An 18,086-nucleotide genomic window follows, 5' to 3' on the forward strand; every position below is an offset into this window, starting at 1 on the left:
ATTGGGCTATGCATTTGGAAGGAAGAATAGAGAACAAAGTCGTCGTGATTACAGGTGCAAGCAGCGGAATTGGAGAAGCAACAGCACTGTTGCTTGCCGAGCGTGGGGCAAAAGTCGTGCTTGGAGCGCGCGGAGCGGATCGCCTTGAAGCGCTGGCGACACGCATTTCAAATGGAGGTGGCGAAGCTGTTTATGCACGCACTGACGTGAGACGGCGCGAGGATCTGTGCAACCTCGTTAATTTGGCTTGCGAACGGTACGGGAAGCTGGATGTTCTCGTCAGCAACGCTGGCGTTATGCCCATTTCCCCTCTCGAAGATCTGTGTGTCGAGGACTGGGAGGACATGATTGACGTCAACATTAAAGGCGTTTTGTACGGTATAGCCGCAGCGTTGCCTATCTTTCATAAGCAGGGTTCCGGACACTTCGTGAACATCGCTTCTGTAGCAGGACATAAGACTGTGCCGAACCAGTCGGTCTACTCCGGTACGAAGTTCGCTGTGCGCGCCATCTCAGAAGGGTTGCGCCAGGAGGCTGGTGACAAGCTGCGCGTGACCATCATTTCGCCTGGTATTGTGCAGACGAATTTCACGGAGGGTATGACCAATCCCGCATTGAGAGATCAACTCGCTGCCATCCGGGATAAACTAGCCATGACACCGGACGCGGTAGCCCGCGCAATTGGATTCGCAATTGAACAACCGGATGATATTGATGTGAACGAAATCGTGATCCGCCCAACCGCACAAATGTAACATAAGTGCTTTACCCTGGAAGCTGATCATCCATGTAATAGAATCTGCCCGTTGGACCATCCTCCGGCAGGGTCGCCAGTCGGACCGCCATTTTCGCTACATCCTCCACCGACAGCTCTGTCTTTTCTCCGCCCATCTGCGTTTTAACCAAGCCGGGGTAGCAATCCGCTGCACCAGTTTATTGGACAACTGGAACTGAATAGAGCCTATAGCGGTCTACATAATTACTGTGATCACTGTAGCAGACACCGAAAATGCAGAAGGATTGCAAAATTTTGTATTGTTAAGCAAGCATTTTAGCGGTGGGGAATTCCTTCCCACCGCTTGGTGTTGTTATTTATTCAACTTTAAAATATATCGTAAGATTACTGCACATTTTATTAAAGAGTAGTGGGATGATCCAGTTACCAGCCATGCAAAAATTAACGATGAAGCGGTTCTTTTTCGCCCAGTCCCAGCACCTCCGTTGTGGAATCGTAAATTTCTTGGTAAAGCTCTGGGTTTTCCGCTAGTGACACCCCATAAGAAGGAATCATCTCTTTTATTTTTGTTTCCCACTCTTCCATATGTTGTGGGAAGCATTTTTCCAATACTTCCAGCATAACGTGAACAGCAGTAGAAGCACCCGGAGAAGCGCCGAGCAGTGCAGCTACCGAACCATCAGCGGCACTAACCACCTCCGTACCAAATTGAAGTGTTCCTTTACCGCCCTCCGTATCTTTGATCACCTGCACACGTTGACCCGCTACCACAATCCCCCAGTCCTCGATTTTGGCGTTCGGAATAAACTCGCGTAATTCTTCCAGACGCTTTTCATTCGATAACATTACTTGCTGGATCAGATATTTGGTCAATGCCATCTCTTTTGCGCCTGCGGCCAACATCGTGATGAGATTATTGGGTTTTACAGAACCGATCAAATCCAAATTTGAGCCCGTTTTCAAGAACTTCGGTGAGAAGCCAGCAAACGGCCCAAATAGCAGTGCTTTTTGGTTACCGATGTATCTTGTATCCAGATGCGGAACAGACATGGGAGGAGCACCAACCTTAGCTTTACCGTATACTTTTGCATGATGCTGGGCGACAATCTTAGGATTGTTACATACCATAAATAGTCCACTTACCGGGAATCCCCCGATATATTTGGACTCAGGAATACCAGTTCGTTGTAGCAAAGGTAGACTTCCACCCCCACCACCGATAAAGACAAATTTGGCATTATGGTATTCGATTTTACCGTTGTCCAGATTATGGACTTTGACTTTCCACGAGCCGTCGCTCGCACGTTTAATATCCTTTACACTATGCTTGTATTTGATGTCGACGTTTTTACTTTTTAAATGCTCAAACAACATGCGTGTTAAAGCACCAAAGTTGACATCTGTTCCTGAGTCGATTTTGGTTGCCGCGATTGGTTCATTCAATGTACGGCCTTCCATAATCAACGGAATCCATTCCTTCAGCTTTTCAGGGTCATCAGAAAATTCCATGCCTTGAAACAGAGAAATAGTTGAAAGCGCTTTAAACCTTTTTTTCAAAAAAGATACATTTTTCTCTCCTGTTACCAAACTCATATGAGGTATTGGTTTGATAAAGTCCTGTGGATTACGAATCAAATTGCTGTTTACAAGAAAAGACCAAAACTGTCTTGAAAGCTGAAACTGCTCATTAATGTCTACAGCTTTACGAATATCTATAGATCCGTCAGCTTTCTCGGATGTATAGTTCAGTTCGCACAGTGCAGCATGGCCTGTACCTGCATTATTCCATTCGTTAGAGCTTTCTTCTCCCGCGTTTGCGAGTTTCTCAAACACTTGAATTTCCCACTCCGGTGCTAACTCTTTCAGCAATGATCCCAGAGTCGCGCTCATGACTCCGGCACCAATTAAGATAATGTCTGTTTTTTTCTGAATGCTATTCATAAAAACCTTCCTTATCTCTTATATTTGCAAAAAAGAGCAGGCCCTCCTGCTTAGATGATACAAGAAGCAAGGCTCCACTCAGGAACATATCTTTTCTGTCTCTATTATAACTAAAATATAATCTTTTAAAAATTATATTGTCTATTATCTGATAATTATAAATCATTTCTGCTAAAAAGTGAGAATTTTCTTTGCAGAAATAATAAGAATTGATCTCAACACGCTGTATTATTTGAGCTTCACTTACTAGCAATAATAACAGACACCAAAAAAGCGTTTAGAAGCAAATGATGTAGAGTACAGATTTCCAATGATCGAATCAACAGTCCATGTATATGAATAATTCGGTAAAATATGTCTTTACGGGATAGGCCCTTTCTAATTGCACTAACGTTTTCTGGAATGAGCTTCACGGTTTATAAATGCTTCATCATAATATTCAAAACGGTCTGTTGTTGATTCTCCCAAGCATAATCGGAGTTATCCATAATAAATGATTGAAAAGGGAGTTGCTCAATGATTTGCAATTCTAGCTCACGTCGATGTTCAAGGAACTGAATATATCCTTCGTACCCGTGCAAGCCCTTCCTCTTTCCATAATCTTGCTCCGTATGGTACCAAATCGCGAAATCTAACCATTCTTGAGATCTCGTTGTTTTAACTCGCTCAATCGTCTCACGCACATTTGGTTGCTTCAAATAGAACAAAATTGGACATAGTATCACATCCTTATGAATTAAATGATTACCTTAAGGAGAAACCAATTATCCCGTTATAATGCCAGATAGCTTAGGAACCTTCCCATATCTATACATTCTTAGAAAACTAATAAAAAGCACTGGGTCCTGAGGACTGACCCAATGCTTTTAGTAGATGACTATCTTCTAGTTACTTAATAATCACGTATTCCAGGTTAACCAGTTTTGCATAAGTAACAATTTGGTCTGTGGTTAGATTCAAGGAAACCACGGTATGGTGACCGCCGCCGTTCTCAATCCATGCTTTAACCCCATCTTGGAAGTTTGGCTTCACGTTCCACAGTACACGGGCCACTGGAAGATTTGGAGCAGGAACTGTCGGTTCAAATGCAGTAACCTCATTGATCAGCAGTTTATAATGCGTGCCAAAGTCAGCCATGGAAACAACTACACCGTCTCCTGCCTTGCCGTCAAACACCAGACGGGCTGGATCTTCACGATCGCCGATACCTAATGGAGAAACGATGATTTTAGGCTTGTTGCTTGCCAACGTTGGGTCAACTTCAAGCATATGGGATTGAAGGATCGATTCCTGACCAGCCGCCAATTCATAGGTGTAGTCTTCCATAAAGCCAGTGGATTGGTTATGGCTCATTACTTTAAGCAGGCGATCGAGCGCTGCCGTCTTCCAGTCCCCTTCACCGGCGAAGCCGTATCCTTGTGCCATCAAACGTTGAACGGCAAGACCAGGAAGCTGTTTCATACCATAGAGGTCTTCGAAGTTCGTAGTGAAGGCAGTATAGCCGCCATTATCCAGGAACCGTTTAAGGGCAATTTCATAGCTTGCTTGCACTCTTACGCTGGCTTCCCAAGCTTCCTTGCTGTAAGTACCATAATCAAATTCATAAAGTTCGGAGTATTCCGCGAACAAAGCATCAATTTCTTCTTCTTTCACAGCATTGACGTACTGAACGAGGTCGCCAATTCCGAAGTAGTCAACGGTCCATCCAAATTGAATTTGGGCTTCGACCTTATCGCCTTCCGTAACGCCAACGTTACGCATGTTGTCGCCAAAGCGGGCAACTTTGATATTGAAGCTTTCGTTATAGGCAACCGCTACATCCATCCACTCTGCGATTTGCTTCTGCACTTCCGCACGTTCCCAGTACCCTACGACCACTTTATTCTGTTTCTTCAGACGGGCATTGATGAATCCATATTCACGGTCACCATGAGCTGCCTGATTGAGGTTCATGAAGTCCATGTCAATCGTAGCCCAAGGAATGCTTTCATTGAACTGTGTGGCAAGATGAAGCAGCGGCTTCTGCAGCAATTTAGTACCGCGAATCCACATTTTTGCAGGCGAGAAGGTATGCATCCAAGTGATGACACCGGCAACCTCGTCACGATAGTTGACTTCTTTCATGAGGTTGGTGATTTTGTCCGCACTAACCGCCAGATCCTGCAATACAAGCGGATAAGGCAGAATGCCACTCTTATTTAAGGCATCGGTCATTTCTTGTGCGTGTGCTTTAACTTCTGCTAATGCTTCTTCGCCATACAGATGTTGTGAACCTACGACAAACCAGAACTGTTTTGTACCTACTGTTGACATCATTCATCCTCTTTTCATAATTTTTTAGTTTATATTACTTTTGCCCGTAGTACGCGTCTTTCCCATGTTTGCGTAAATAGTGTTTATCTAGAATGCGTTGCGGCAATTCTTCAGCAAAATGATTCAATTCTCGTGCGAATAAATTCATTTTCGAAACTTCTTCCAACACGACGCTATTCATGACTGCCGATTTCGCATCTTTGCCCCAAGTAAAAGGAGCATGACCCTTAAGCAGAACACCCGGCACTGCTAAAATATCCAGCCCGCGCTGCTCAAAAGTTTCGATAATGACACGGCCAGTTTCCGCTTCGTAACCACGATCAATCTCCTCTTGTGTCAAGAAACGGGCGCAAGGAACAGAACCATAGAAGGTGTCTGCATGAGTAGTCCCCATTACAGGTACATCCAAACCTGCTTGAGCCCAAATGGTCGCCCAAGTTGAATGCGTGTGTACAATACCGCCGATCTCTGCATAATGCTTATAAAGCACGGCGTGAGTCGGTGTATCTGATGAAGGTCTCATTTCTCCTTCAACAACATTGCCATCAAAATCAACAACCACCATATCGCTAGGTTTCATCGTGTCATAACTAACACCACTAGGTTTGATAACGAATAAGCGGCTCTCACGATCAACAGCGCTTACGTTACCCCAGGTGTATTTCACGAGTCCATGTTTAGGCAAATCCAGATTGGCTTGATATACTTCTTCTTTCAGTTGCTCTAACACGTCAATCCCTCCAGTTTTCCACTAGATTATCTACAGCAGCCTGTTCAATCGCTAGACCTTGTGTATAGCGTTCCATGAATGCTTCGAATCCCTTAACGTCGGAACTGTCAGGAGAAATTTCTTGCCCCTCAGCATCTCTAAATACTTTTTGGTCGAGGAAGTCTTCCAGACTTTCTTGTTGATCCTTGTTCATCATGTAAGAAGCCAGAATGGCAATACCCCACGCCCCGCCTTCTCCAGCTGTTGACATCACTGATACTGGGACATTCATGGCAGCCGCAACAATTTTTTGTCCGACGATAGGGGTTTTAAATAAACCACCGTGAGCCAGTATGCTATCAATTGCGACATTTTCTTTCTTTGTCAAAATATCCATTCCGATTTTCAAAGCAGCAAACGCAGTGAAAAGATGAGTCCGCATGAAATTGGGCAAATTGAAACGGCTCTCAGGGGAGCGGACAAACAATGGCCGGCCTTTCTCTATTCCGGTGATATTCTCTCCTGACAAATATCCGTAGCTAAGTAAGCCGCCGCCATCTGGATCTGCTTCCAAAGCCTTGTTCAGCAACACACTGAATAATTGGTTTGGATCGGCCTTTTGCCCCATTGCCTCATAGAACTCACGAAACAATCCCAGCCAAGCATTGAGATCACTTGAACAGTTGTTGGCATGAACCATTCCGACCGGATTACCATTCGGTGTAGTCACCAGATCAATTTCCGGATATACCGCTGAAAGATCCTTCTCTAATACAAGCATGGCAAAAACCGAGGTTCCCACAGAGACGTTGCCAGTCCGTTTCCTCACACTATTCGTAGCGACCATCCCTGTTCCCGCATCACCTTCTGGAGGACAAAGCGGAATACCTGGTTGTAAATCTTCGGATTTATCTAAGATTTTGGCTCCCGCGGCGGTTAGTACACCTGCCTGCTCGCCTGAAATATAAACTTTAGGGAGAATTCCTTCTAACTTCCAATCGTAACCTTTGGCTGCAATGAGTTCATCGAACTGCTTAACCATCGATTCGTTATAATCATGTGTAGTCTCATCAATTGGGAATATGCCCGAAGCATCTCCGATGCCAATGGACTTATTGCCAGTCAGCAGCCAGTGAATATATCCAGCTAACGTCGTCATAAAATCAATCTGAGGGACATGTTGCTCTTCGTTCAATATAGCTTGATACAGGTGAGCAATACTCCATCGCTCAGGGATGTTGAATTGGAATTTATCAGTTAACACTTTTGCCGCAACACCGGTTGTCGCATTCCGCCAAGTTCGGAACGGAACAAGCAACTCACCTTTGCTGTCAAAAGCCATATATCCGTGCATCATTGCAGAGAATCCTATAGAACCAACGGTACGAAGAGTGATTCCATATTTTCGCTCAACTTCTTGCTTCATTTCACTATAAGCCTCTTGTAGACCCGTAATAATACTCTCTAAGTTGTACGTCCAATATCCGTCTACCAAGAGATTTTCCCACTCATAGCTTCCAGATGCGATTGTTTCAAAATGATGATCAATCAGCACTGCCTTGATACGTGTGGATCCAAATTCGATACCAAGTGAGGTTTCTCCCTTAGTAATCGCTTGTTTAATGTCTTGATCCATGCTCACGTGACTCCTCTCTCTGAACAACTGTTATAATCGCAATAATTGAAAGAAGGCGCTTTCTTTAATTTACAACCTTAGTATATTTTTTGTTCGTACATTTGTCAACACGAATACGTAGTTATACCTACAAATATTCTTAAGAATTGAATGTTTCTCTATTTTTCCTTTAGTATTACTGCATGTTGGGCAATGGATTATAATAAGTTCATAATTATGCTAAAATATGTACATACAAATATTATGGATAGGTAAATTGGTATTAGGACAACCAGGAAAGAAGGAATAAAGTGAAACCAAAGTATCAGGTCATCCTTGAGGATATAAAAAGCAACATTCTATCAGGAGCATACAGCGTAGGAGAACAAATTCCAACGGAATCGGCTTTGCAGGATATGTATAAAGTTAGTCGCCAGACGGTACGAAAGGCTATTTTAGAACTATCCAACGAGGGTTTTTTAAGAAGTGAAAAAGGATCGGGCACTTACGTCAGCAACCAATTCCGATCAAAAACCGGCGGGAATTCCAGTAATAAAACCATCGGAGTCATCACGACCTATATTTCTGATTACATCTTCCCTTCTATTATTCGCGGGATTGAAGCTAGATTGAATGAAGATAATTATTCATTGCTATTAGCTAGTACAAATAATGATGTCGCACAGGAAAAGAAAGCTTTGGAGATGATGTTGTCCTTTGGTGTGGATGGCTTGATCATTGAGCCTACGAAGAGCAATCTATATAATCCCAATATCTCTTACTATTTGACGTTCAAGGAGCAGGATGTTCCGTTCATCATGATTAATGCTTATTATGAAGAGTTGGAAGTTCCCTTCTTTTGTCTCGATGACGTACAATCCAGCTATCTGGCAACAAAAGAATTGATTGCTAACGGACACACACACATTGGTATCATTGCCAAAATGGATGATTTACAAGGAAAGCATCGAATGAAGGGCTATATCAAAGCGCTTGGAGAAGCCAAATTACGGTTTCACCCAGAGCAAGTGCTCTCATTCTATACAGAGACGAAGCAGGACCTGTCCGCCAACTTAAAAAAATTCCTTACCGAACAAAGAGACGGGTTAACCGCAATTGTCTGCTATAACGACGAGGTAGGATTAGAAGTTGTACATGTATGCAGACAACTTGGGATATCTGTTCCCGAAGACATATCCATTATTGGTCAAGATAATTCCTATATTTCCAAAAATGCAAACATCAAGCTAACCACATTAACACACCCACAGGAACAAATGGGACGTGATGCCGCCGATTGGGTTATTAAGAAACTGCAAGGGAAGAAGGATCTACGCAACCACACCTATTATCAGCCCGTGTTGATTGAAGGGGAGACGGTAAAGAAGAAACTGAAGTAGATGGTGCTCACATTACCTCCAATTATGAACCGCCAGTTTGCCATTAACATTAGGGTATGCTGGCTTGAATTTATGGCGGGAACGTAAGTTTTAATAAATTTCATACAATTGGAGGTAAACATGAATCTAAAAAGGATAAAATATTTTATAGATCTCGTTGAATGTAGAAACTTCACAGAAACAGCAAAAAAGAATTTTGTATCGCAAACTACGATTAGCCAACAAATTGCCTCACTTGAGAATGAGTTCAACATTCAGTTAATTGATAGAAAACAAATTCCGATTGAGCCCACCAAAGCGGGATGGCTGTTTTATGCAGAGGCCGTCGTGCTCTGGAAGCAATATAATCATATGAAAACAAGCATGGAAAATTTTCAAAAATATAATACCCAACTATTGAGTATCGAATATGCTGCAATCACAGATATCCAAAGCTTGTTAAAATTTATCCCTTCATTTAAAGAAAATCATCCAAAGATTAAACTTGAATTAAATAAAGTATTGCTAAAGGATATCGCTGAGTATCTGCAAAAAGGAATACATGACATAGCCATTGCCTTTGACTCAGAGTTTAAAGGGAAAGAGGAAATCCTAACCCATACATTATATAGCGGACGATACTGCGCGGCTGTAAGTAAACAACATCCCCTCTTCAGTTTTGATTCCATCTCAAAGGAAGAATTATATAAGTATCCGCTTGTCATGCTGAATCCAATGGTTATTGGAGACTCCTATTATTTAATGATTCAACATGCCATGGAAGATGGTTACCAGCCCAACATCCTTAGAACCGCAGACGATGTCGAAACAAAGTTGTTTTATATCATCACAGAGAATTTAATTGGCTTTTTCCCAGATAACTATGATCTTGCTGACCTGAAAGAAGAGGTCCGACTCATTCCCATACAGGGTTCACACCATACTTTTAAAATCGAAATAGGCTACTTAAAAAATAATTCTAATCCAGCATTATACTCATTCCTGCAACAAATACAAAATTCGTTTTAGCAATAGCCCATAAGTTTTTTGTATTATACTTTGTTATTTTTTTCACATAATATATAAGTATAGTTCATTTCAGCAAGGAGTGACGACAAACATGGGTAAGTTATTATTAACGGGTGTGGATGGCAATCTGGGCAGACAAGCGGCTGAATTTTTATTGAAATTAGTAGAAAAAGACCAAATTATTTTTTGTGCATATGATCCGGCATCTTTACAAGGGTATGCAGAACAAGGTATTGAAACGCATGTGACCAATTTCAATAAAATAGACGGCCTTGCAGAAGCCTTTGCTAATGCAGATAAAATTGCTTTAATCTCCATGCCTTTTGTGGGGGTAAAACGCCAAAATGCGCACAAAAACGTGGTCGATGCGGCGAAAGAAGCTGGAGTAAAACAAATCATCTATACTTCATTGGTTAACGCGGCGGATGAATCCAATCCAAGTGTTGAAAAACTGGACCATGTCTATACGGAAGATTATATCAAAAGTGTCGGGTTAGATTATATTTTCCTGCGTAATTCGCAATATGCGGAGGCTATGGTTACCAATTACTTCACCTATGTGAAGTCTGACGGCGTGTTGAAAAATAACCAGGGTGACGGCAAGATGGCCTATATCTCACGGAAGGATTGTGCAAAAGCTGTCGCTTATGCATTAGCAGCAAGCAATTATCATGAGGCGATATTAAATATAAATGGTCCTGAATTAATAACAATGTCCGACTTTATCGAGATTGGAAATAAAGTAACGGGTCATCATATTACCTACAAGCAGATCACGGATGAAGAAAACTACGCCATATTTGATGCCATGGGTGTTCCCAGAACAACGGATGGCAAATTTGCAGAGGACTCCGAAGCCCCCTTCTCTTCTGAAGGTATGGTTACCTTTGGACAAGCTATTCGCTTAGGAAAAATGGATATATTTACGGACGACTTTAAGAAGCTGACGGGCCAAGATCCCGTAACAGTGAAATATATGTTTGAACATGCGAATGAGTACCAAGTGGGTGAACGACACTCCAAAGATAATTAATCCAAGTCATAATCATGTTACGGAGAGATCGGAAGCTGATTTACATCCGATTTCTCCAATTGCGCTTTTGCCTACTTTAGTATTCTCCTTTAATTACAAAAAACGAACCCCGAATTGTTCCAGCTAGTTTTGACTTCTGCCTAGCAAACTTAAACTTCCCTTCTAGCTCCTTTGGTACCTCCATCCCCTCAGAAAGCTTAAACCCAACGGCCCGCTTCTTAGTGTCATCAACCGTATACATGACGTTGACCTCAAGACCATCCTCATAAAAGACATAAGCAAATTTAATATTTTCCACTTGAAAACGTGACGTTTCTAAAGGTTTGGCCGCAAACTCAATATCACGCTCTTTCAGAATTCGGTTCACATAATCAAGGGTCTCCTGACTTTCACTAGCTGACACAACCGTAAATTCATGCTTGTATTTGTTCATAAAGTAACGGGCTTCATTAGCACGCAAACCAGCAAGCGCTTCTACTACAGGTGAAGACTCTAAACCAACCGTAGACACATTATTAAAATCAACGATATAGGACATTTCCACATCTCCTTTTATCTCATTATTCCCCAAAAAACTTGCTGCTATTTATGTTACGGTTCTGGCGCTCACAACTTACTGTACACATAAATCGTCACCGATCCAAAGGAATATTCTTTCCAACTTCCTTCTGTCTGAGGGAACATGGGCGTTGGGAAGCATGTCAACTTGAACTCAGTTAGGGTATGATCGGCAGCAACAAATAAGAATCAAATTCATCCCCTGTATATAGAGTAATGTCTGCATCCCAAACCCTGTCATCCCCCGTCTGAGTCAGCAGTGCGCAGCCACTTTGATTCTGGCTTCCAATTTCCAGGAGCAATCGGTTCCCTTTAGCTACAACAATTGCGCTATCCCATATCTCAATATCCAAGCAATAGACTTCTCCTGGAACCAGCTTTTGAAACTCATCGAAGGTGTAATAAGGCTTACACTCCGTGGATAATTCATCATCAGTTTTACGTAAGGAAGCGCGCAACCACCCCTGGCTAATTGGAAATTTCTCTGTTAGTGCTCCTGAGTTAACGACCTCATTGCCTAGTGAGTCAATATTTCGCAAAGATACGAAAATGTCCATATCATCTGTAGTTGACGATGCCCACAAACGGAGTTTGATAGGCCCGAGAATTTCTGTTTCGTTATCAAACGGATCGGTTTCAAACAGAACACGCTTTGAATTGTTTTCCTCTCTCGAGAATTCTTTCACCATAAAAGGCTTCGCCCAGTGCTTTGACTCGCACTCCTTATCGCCTTCATAGCAAAGCTGGGCCTTGGCTTGCGGAGGCTCTTGCGAAAGCAAATTCGAGCTTGCATCAAGGTAAAAGCGGGTCCATTGGGTGCGCTTAAGCGGATACTCGTTCTCGTAGCGCCATGTGTAGTTATTGCCTCCGCGAGGAATGGCAAGCTTCACTTTCGGTTCTCTCATTATGCCAGTATCGATTCCTTTAAGCCAATAATCCAGAAATTTTTTCTGCAGTTCCCGACCCTGAGCGGTGTAAAATGCACCAACATGGCTCCCGATATGTACTTCAAGCCACTTGTGCTCTGATACCGCATTCTGAAAACCCAGAAAATTTCCACGGGTATGCATTCCGGCGCTAAACCAGTTGCTTGCGGATAATAAAGGCACCTCTACTTTACTCAAATCAGAAAATCGATTCGTCCACGATTGATCACGTAATGGATTGTTTTTTACCATCTCCGGGAAATCAGTGCGATTGGCTTGCAATTGTTCTTCCGAGAATTTTCCATCGGGATTGTATTGATGCGCCAAAACTCCGTTCTTCCACCAGAATGAAAGAAAACCGTTCGCCTGGATTCCGCCCGGATAACAGAATTCTGCATAATAATCTACTGTACCTTCCCAAGGTATGATACAAGCTAAATGAGGAGGTTGTTCGGATGCTACGGCCCATTGACTCATAGCCAAATAGGAGATGCCCAGCAGTCCTATCTTTCCATTGCTCCATGGTTGCGTTCCAGCCCATTCGATTGCATCATAATAATCCTTCTTCAAAGAATTTGATAATATATCCAGCTTTCCTGGAGAATTACCGATACCACGTTCATCTACTCGCAAGACAGTATAGCCTTGCGGCACCCAAAATTCAGGATTTGGTGTTTCCCAACTAATTAAGGGCCCTTTATCCTGCGAGTGTGTATATTCTATTGCGATTGTTGGATTAGCAGGAGCAAATTGAGAGAAATGAAGATCCTTTCCATACGGACACATCGTCATGATTACTGGAAAACTCCCATCCACATTAGGCTGATAAAGATTTGCGGCGAGATAATTCCCGTCTCTCATAGGAATCTGTACTTCTTTCCAAGTAAGTTCATAAAAGTGATTACTTCTTTCGTTAATGTCGATAGGTAATGGATTCATAGCTTGCCTCCATTTGATAGTTTTTCTTCAAACCAGTCAATCAATAAGCAGCGTGCTTCTGTATCCTGTTCAATCGCATTGTGAACTTTAGGTCTCTTTCTGATTTCTTGCAAGGGGTTCACTCCCTTCAATAATTATTCAGAAAAGTTTTAGTACACGTGTACTAAAATCAGTATATTCCTGCAAATACAGCAACTCAACTCTGGTCTTTATTGGGAATGGCACTCTTGGCTGAGGATTTTCGCAAATTATCTCTCGAATTCTTCCGTATTCTTAATCAAGCTACTTATTTCGGCTTGAAGGAACAATTTATGATATAATGCTTTTGATTTCAAGTGCATAGCACAAACGCTCTAAAGGAGATAGAAATGGATATTAATTTAAGGGATAAGATCCTTGAGACTTCAATTGAATTATTTAATAAAAAAGGATATGCATATGTAACATTGAGGGATATTTCCGATGCGTTAAATATAAGTCCTGGTAATTTGACATACTATTTCAAAAAAAAACATGATCTTATGATTGGTGTTATGGCAATGCAGTATGAAGAATACCAAAACTTAAATTTCTCAGCGGAGGTTTCTATCGAAGGGCTGAATCAGCAGTTTTTAATTCTTAATGAATTCCGTAAAAAATATTTCTTTTATTTCTCCAGTTTTACAGAATTGCCTAAGTTATATCCGGAGATAGCTAAAATGCAAATTAAGGTTGTTAATGATTTCTATACGCTTTTTACCAACATATTTAAGGGGTTTGTTAATAAAGGATTTATGAAAGAAGAATTATATGCCGGGCAATATGAAGATTTGTCTATTTCTTTACTATCGATAAATATGTATGGCACACAGGAAATAATTCTTCTCCAAAAGTTTCTTCCAAATCCCAAAAACATCTTGTCCATCCTATGGAGCCTTATACTGCCTCATCTAACCAAAGAAGGAATGGCCCTGTATTGTCGGATAACGCAGGTTGATAAAACTATCCCCCCCAAGCTATGCTACAAGCCAGATCAATCGGATGGAAGCTTGGAAGGCTCAACATGAGGCCGCCAAGGCATCTACTTGTAGCGGCAAGTTTTTGAATAAGGACCATCCCGATAAAAGGATGGCCTTTAGGACCGCTAATCTACTATTTTAATTGCCTCGATATAAAGTTCGATTCTCACTTCATTCCCGACAACAATCCCGCCTTTTTCCAGATGCGAGTTGAATGTCAAGCCAAATTCATTGCGTTCGATACTGGCTGTTGAATGAAATCCTACACGTTCCCGGCCACGAGGGTCTTTATTTAGTCCTTCAAAAACGGTATGAAAAGTGATGGGTTTTGTTACTCCATGCAAAGTTAGATTGCCCGTAAGCTCATATTGCCTTTCGCCAGCAAGGACGCAGCTGGTGCTTTGAAACGTAATGGTTGGATACTTGGCTGCATGAAGGAAGTCGTCGCTCTTCAGGTGCTCATCTCGTTGCGATTGGCGAGTTGTGATACTATTTGCGTCTATGGAAGCCTGAATACCCATGGTTGTTAAATCGTTGGGGTCAAAACTCAAGATCGCTTGGAAATGCTCGAATACTCCTTTGATTCTATTAATCATTAAATGCGTCACCGAAAACTCGACGGAGCTGTGGTCCCGATCCACTTCCCAATTGATATTGCTCATAATAAATTCCACCTCTATGGTAAGATTTGAGAAAGGTCACCCTATCTCCAAAACACTGCGCTATTCGCATGCTCCTAATATACAAAAACGCTACTGACAACGGGATGTCAGTAGCGTTTTAGCATTTTTTCGGCTTCCTCGTAAATCCGATTTCGGACTGTACAAGAAGCATGGGGCTGTCTCATAAGGGGCGGCCTTTTATTTCGTTGTATTTTAGAATCCCGACTATAACGAGAGCTGATTTCTGCCTAAAAGTTTATTTTCGAGAATCAAGAATAAACATAGATGCATCTTGTCCCATGAATATTTTACTTCCATTATAAAAAGTTTTGGATTGAATATCTCTATACCCTATTTTAGTCATAATGTCAGCCAGCTCTTCTTGATTAAATCCGTTATGAACTAAATCTGAAACTACTTTTTCATTTTTATTAAAGTCTACAATTAGTAAATGTCCTCCTTCATTTAGAACATCCAATAATCTGGATAAAACGAATTCAACATCATGAATATGGAGCAGAACCTGAGCCATAAAAATATAGTCAGCATGAAGATCCGATAGACCTTCCTTTTCAAAATCAAAGCATATTGTATCTGCATTATGAATATGAAGATCAGTAATTTTTTGTTTTATTTGATTAATCATGTTTTGTGAAGTATCCAGAAAAAGCATAGAATTAAAATCGTTTAACAAGTTCATTCCGACAAGACCCGTTCCACACCCAAAATCAATAGCATTCTTACTATTAGCGTCAACTACATATTCACGAATGGCATCAGATGATGCCTTTGCAATTTGAATTCTTTCCGAAGTGTCATATATATTCGCTATCATTTCAAACTTATCCGTATTTCCCATAATTACCTCCCCAATCCGCCTTAATAAAATCCTGAATACAACAATATAGAATGATATTCTATCAAGCATTAGCATTTAGTCCACATTCTTATTCATGCTTATGGAAAACAAAACCTCTGTATGAATGGAGGAGACAACCTTGGGGTGGTTCATGTACACCTTCATTACGATTCGTCTTTGTCGAAATAATCATCTGGCAAATGCAGTTCTCGCAAACAACCGATAAATTTTTCTCTGAAATTCGGATTGCTTTTGTATTCCGGCCATACCACCTTATAGTAAGGCAGCAACTTCTCATGTGGAATAATGTCCCAGTATAAAATCAAGTTATTCAGAACCTGCGGGCCGCCCCCCATCAGCATCTGTTCAATGATCTGCCAGCTTCCCAGCTTGTTTTCGCAATTGCGCGCGGCATAGATGGCAGTAGTTTGCATTTTCGGGTCAGCGTGACACAAGAAAGGCGCAAAGTTCTGGAGAGTAATCGCACCGTAATCCTCCAAGATATACCCTGCATAACGCAACGTTTCCGGGTCGTGAATCCTGTCAAGCCTTTGCAAGATCACTGGAATAAACTCTGTTAAATTCACAGTTTTACTGGAAGCATGCAGAATCTGTAAAGCTTGCAGAAAATCCTCATGTTCATCCGATTGCAACAGCTCCAGAAGATATTTTCTACCCGTGTCAAAGGAAGTTTTGCAGATGAGCCAAATGGCTGTGGTCCGATTTTTGGGGCTTTGCTCCGCAATATTTTTCAAAAAAGCAAGGGTTAGCTGAGAGACCTTCTTAAACTTGAACATTCCATCAAGCGCTTTGACTTGGATTTCTTCGTTTGGAGCGCTCTGATAAATCTGGATCAGTGCATTCTCATCACCCGGCATTCGACTGCCAAACCACCCGATATCATAATCCAGAATAATTTCATCCAGCCAGCGCTCGTACCAATCCAGAAAGCTGCCTTCATAGACAAAGAAAAAAGGATGATCGGGATGAAAATCGGAGGTGTACACAATCCTCCCCCTATATTTCCCTTCAAGTACGAGATACATGTCGTATTCGCAGCCTTGGGTACCTATGCACAACATGCCGCCCAACACCTGATTACAGGTATCGTCGTATTCCTCATCGGGAATGTGCTCGTCCCTGGTCAGGGGCTCAATCAGATGGTTCCATTCCTCTTTGGTCATCCCGGGATGCAGAACGGATTTGGCAAGGAGTGCCTGGCGCTCGGTGTAGGAAGTTGCCTTTCCAATTGAATAAATTCCATAGTAGGGTCCGGCGCCTCCGTTGCCGATTTTCGTTAAAAACAGCGCGTAAGGCTCAGGAAGTGTGACCTGATTGAGGGTTTGCCAGTCCTCCAGCTCTTTTGCTGTAAGCTTCTCTTTAACCCTATATTGATGTGAGGATGCTCCAAACACCGAGAAATCCGCGTCTTTGCGCATAGCTTGACTCAGTTTGTTTTTTATTCGATCCAGTTGCGTTTCTTTCTTCCCAAACCACATATTTGAACCCTCCTGTTGACCATAGCCAGGTTTCCTTTGTTTGCTTATCCAGCAATTTTATTATTTTTTCTATGGGTCGTACCTCTTTAAAATGATATGTATCTTTAATTAATCTTTCATTGTAGCTTCTATTAAGGTCCCCTGGACCACCTTAGATTACCATACAAAAAATGCATATGAAAGGAATCCATATGGGGGCCAACACGAATTTGTTAGGATACGGAAACTTGGCAAATTTAATGACAAAGAACGTGATCATTTTTATTCTTGTTAGAAAGTGATGGTGTGGGCTAGCCCCCTTTGACCACTCAATGGGGGCTTAAAGTTCACAGGGACACGATTATTCGTTATCCGGCGTGGCCGGACTGGCCGGGGGCATCAAACCTTTAACGGCGCCGAGAAACGGGCGAATGGACTTGATCATGCCGTAGCCCATCTTCACGACCGGGACAAATTTCTGGATCATGCCGAACAGCCGCAAGCCGCCGCCGAGCATACCGCCAAGCCCTCCTGCGCCCGCAGTGGAGCCGCCCAGGCCGCCTAATAGCGAGCCCATCATCGGCAGGAATGCCGACACCTTGGCGTCCGGCTTGCGGGAGCGCGAACGGCCAGACGGCTTACGCGCGCCGCCTTTCCGGTTGCCGAGACGGACGCCCGGGGCATGCGCACCAGCTCTGCGTTTGAGAGATCGGGAGTCTTGCTTCCCGGAAGAAGCGCGTGGAGGAGCTCCAGCACTGGCAAGTACCAACCCGCCGTAATTAGCGTCGGTGATGTAGCCGACGTAAGTCTCTCCGCTGTGCAGGGTGACACAGACCGGACGGCCCTGAAACTTCTTAGCCCGTGCACGCATCTCTTTCGATTGTGCCATGGAAGTTCACCTCGCTCACTGA

At 42.5% G+C, this 18,086-nt stretch carries 16 protein-coding genes; 5 read left to right on the forward strand and 11 right to left on the reverse strand.

The window, feature by feature from the left end:
• The first annotated feature begins 8 nt into the window (after window positions 1–8).
• Window positions 9–755 (forward strand): SDR family oxidoreductase, encoded by a 747-nt coding sequence (locus tag JOE49_RS05425; protein WP_034095129.1) that lies wholly within the window; start codon window positions 9–11, stop codon window positions 753–755.
• A 10-nt stretch (window positions 756–765) separates the two neighbouring features.
• Here JOE49_RS05425 and JOE49_RS05430 read toward each other — a convergent pair whose 3' ends face one another.
• From JOE49_RS05430 to JOE49_RS05450, 5 genes are all read right to left on the reverse strand, one after another.
• Complete coding sequence (locus JOE49_RS05430) at window positions 766–906, reverse strand: hypothetical protein (protein WP_233903811.1); 141 nt, start codon at window positions 904–906, stop codon at window positions 766–768.
• 271 nt (window positions 907–1,177) lie between these two features.
• Window positions 1,178–2,677, reverse strand: a complete 1,500-nt coding sequence (locus JOE49_RS05435; RefSeq protein ID WP_209940700.1) for a malate:quinone oxidoreductase — start codon at window positions 2,675–2,677, stop codon at window positions 1,178–1,180.
• An 888-nt stretch (window positions 2,678–3,565) separates the two neighbouring features.
• Window positions 3,566–4,990: an L-arabinose isomerase gene (gene araA / locus JOE49_RS05440; protein ID WP_209943547.1), complete on the reverse strand. Its 1,425-nt coding sequence runs from the start codon at window positions 4,988–4,990 to the stop codon at window positions 3,566–3,568.
• A gap of 34 nt (window positions 4,991–5,024) precedes the next feature.
• Window positions 5,025–5,720 carry an L-ribulose-5-phosphate 4-epimerase gene (locus JOE49_RS05445; protein ID WP_068939259.1) on the reverse strand — a complete coding sequence of 232 codons (696 nt, stop codon included), beginning with the start codon at window positions 5,718–5,720 and terminating at the stop codon, window positions 5,025–5,027.
• Window position 5,721: 1 nt separating this feature from the next.
• Complete coding sequence (locus JOE49_RS05450) at window positions 5,722–7,335, reverse strand: xylulokinase (RefSeq protein WP_209940701.1); 1,614 nt, start codon at window positions 7,333–7,335, stop codon at window positions 5,722–5,724.
• Between the two features lie 290 nt (window positions 7,336–7,625).
• Here JOE49_RS05450 and JOE49_RS05455 point away from each other — a divergent pair, with 290 nt between their 5' ends.
• The 3 genes from JOE49_RS05455 to JOE49_RS05465 all read left to right on the forward strand — a co-directional run bounded on the left by JOE49_RS05455 (window position 7,626) and on the right by JOE49_RS05465 (window position 10,755).
• Window positions 7,626–8,714, forward strand: a complete 1,089-nt coding sequence (locus JOE49_RS05455; RefSeq protein WP_023991084.1) for a GntR family transcriptional regulator — start codon at window positions 7,626–7,628, stop codon at window positions 8,712–8,714.
• Between the two features lie 120 nt (window positions 8,715–8,834).
• Entirely contained in the window at window positions 8,835–9,722 is an 888-nt protein-coding gene (locus tag JOE49_RS05460) for a LysR family transcriptional regulator (RefSeq protein WP_209940702.1), read from the forward strand.
• Window positions 9,723–9,813: 91 nt separating this feature from the next.
• Window positions 9,814–10,755 carry an NmrA family NAD(P)-binding protein gene (locus JOE49_RS05465; RefSeq protein WP_209940703.1) on the forward strand — a complete coding sequence of 314 codons (942 nt, stop codon included), beginning with the start codon at window positions 9,814–9,816 and terminating at the stop codon, window positions 10,753–10,755.
• A gap of 76 nt (window positions 10,756–10,831) precedes the next feature.
• Here JOE49_RS05465 and JOE49_RS05470 read toward each other — a convergent pair whose 3' ends face one another.
• Both JOE49_RS05470 and JOE49_RS05475 read right to left on the reverse strand, forming a co-directional pair.
• Window positions 10,832–11,293, reverse strand: coding sequence for a phage tail protein (locus JOE49_RS05470; protein ID WP_071644079.1), 462 nt, complete (start codon window positions 11,291–11,293; stop codon window positions 10,832–10,834).
• A gap of 178 nt (window positions 11,294–11,471) precedes the next feature.
• The gene (locus JOE49_RS05475; protein ID WP_209940704.1) at window positions 11,472–13,178 is read right to left on the reverse strand and encodes a CocE/NonD family hydrolase; all 1,707 of its coding nucleotides are present in this window, start codon (window positions 13,176–13,178) and stop codon (window positions 11,472–11,474) included.
• Between the two features lie 368 nt (window positions 13,179–13,546).
• Between JOE49_RS05475 and JOE49_RS05480 the strand changes: the two genes are divergently transcribed.
• Window positions 13,547–14,224, forward strand: coding sequence for a TetR/AcrR family transcriptional regulator (locus JOE49_RS05480; RefSeq protein ID WP_209940705.1), 678 nt, complete (start codon window positions 13,547–13,549; stop codon window positions 14,222–14,224).
• Between the two features lie 77 nt (window positions 14,225–14,301).
• Here JOE49_RS05480 and JOE49_RS05485 read toward each other — a convergent pair whose 3' ends face one another.
• The 4 genes from JOE49_RS05485 to JOE49_RS05500 form a co-directional block, all read right to left on the reverse strand.
• Window positions 14,302–14,838, reverse strand: coding sequence for a YceI family protein (locus JOE49_RS05485; RefSeq protein ID WP_160788367.1), 537 nt, complete (start codon window positions 14,836–14,838; stop codon window positions 14,302–14,304).
• A gap of 256 nt (window positions 14,839–15,094) precedes the next feature.
• Window positions 15,095–15,697 carry a class I SAM-dependent methyltransferase gene (locus JOE49_RS05490; RefSeq protein WP_023991092.1) on the reverse strand — a complete coding sequence of 201 codons (603 nt, stop codon included), beginning with the start codon at window positions 15,695–15,697 and terminating at the stop codon, window positions 15,095–15,097.
• 164 nt (window positions 15,698–15,861) lie between these two features.
• Complete coding sequence (locus JOE49_RS05495) at window positions 15,862–17,196, reverse strand: SMI1/KNR4 family protein (protein ID WP_209940706.1); 1,335 nt, start codon at window positions 17,194–17,196, stop codon at window positions 15,862–15,864.
• Window positions 17,197–17,536: 340 nt separating this feature from the next.
• Entirely contained in the window at window positions 17,537–18,064 is a 528-nt protein-coding gene (locus JOE49_RS05500; protein WP_076295163.1) for a hypothetical protein, read from the reverse strand.
• Window positions 18,065–18,086 lie beyond the last annotated feature (22 nt).

The organism is Paenibacillus sp. PvR133 (assembly GCF_017833155.1).
Classification (GTDB): Bacteria; Bacillota; Bacilli; order Paenibacillales; family Paenibacillaceae; genus Paenibacillus; species Paenibacillus polymyxa_B.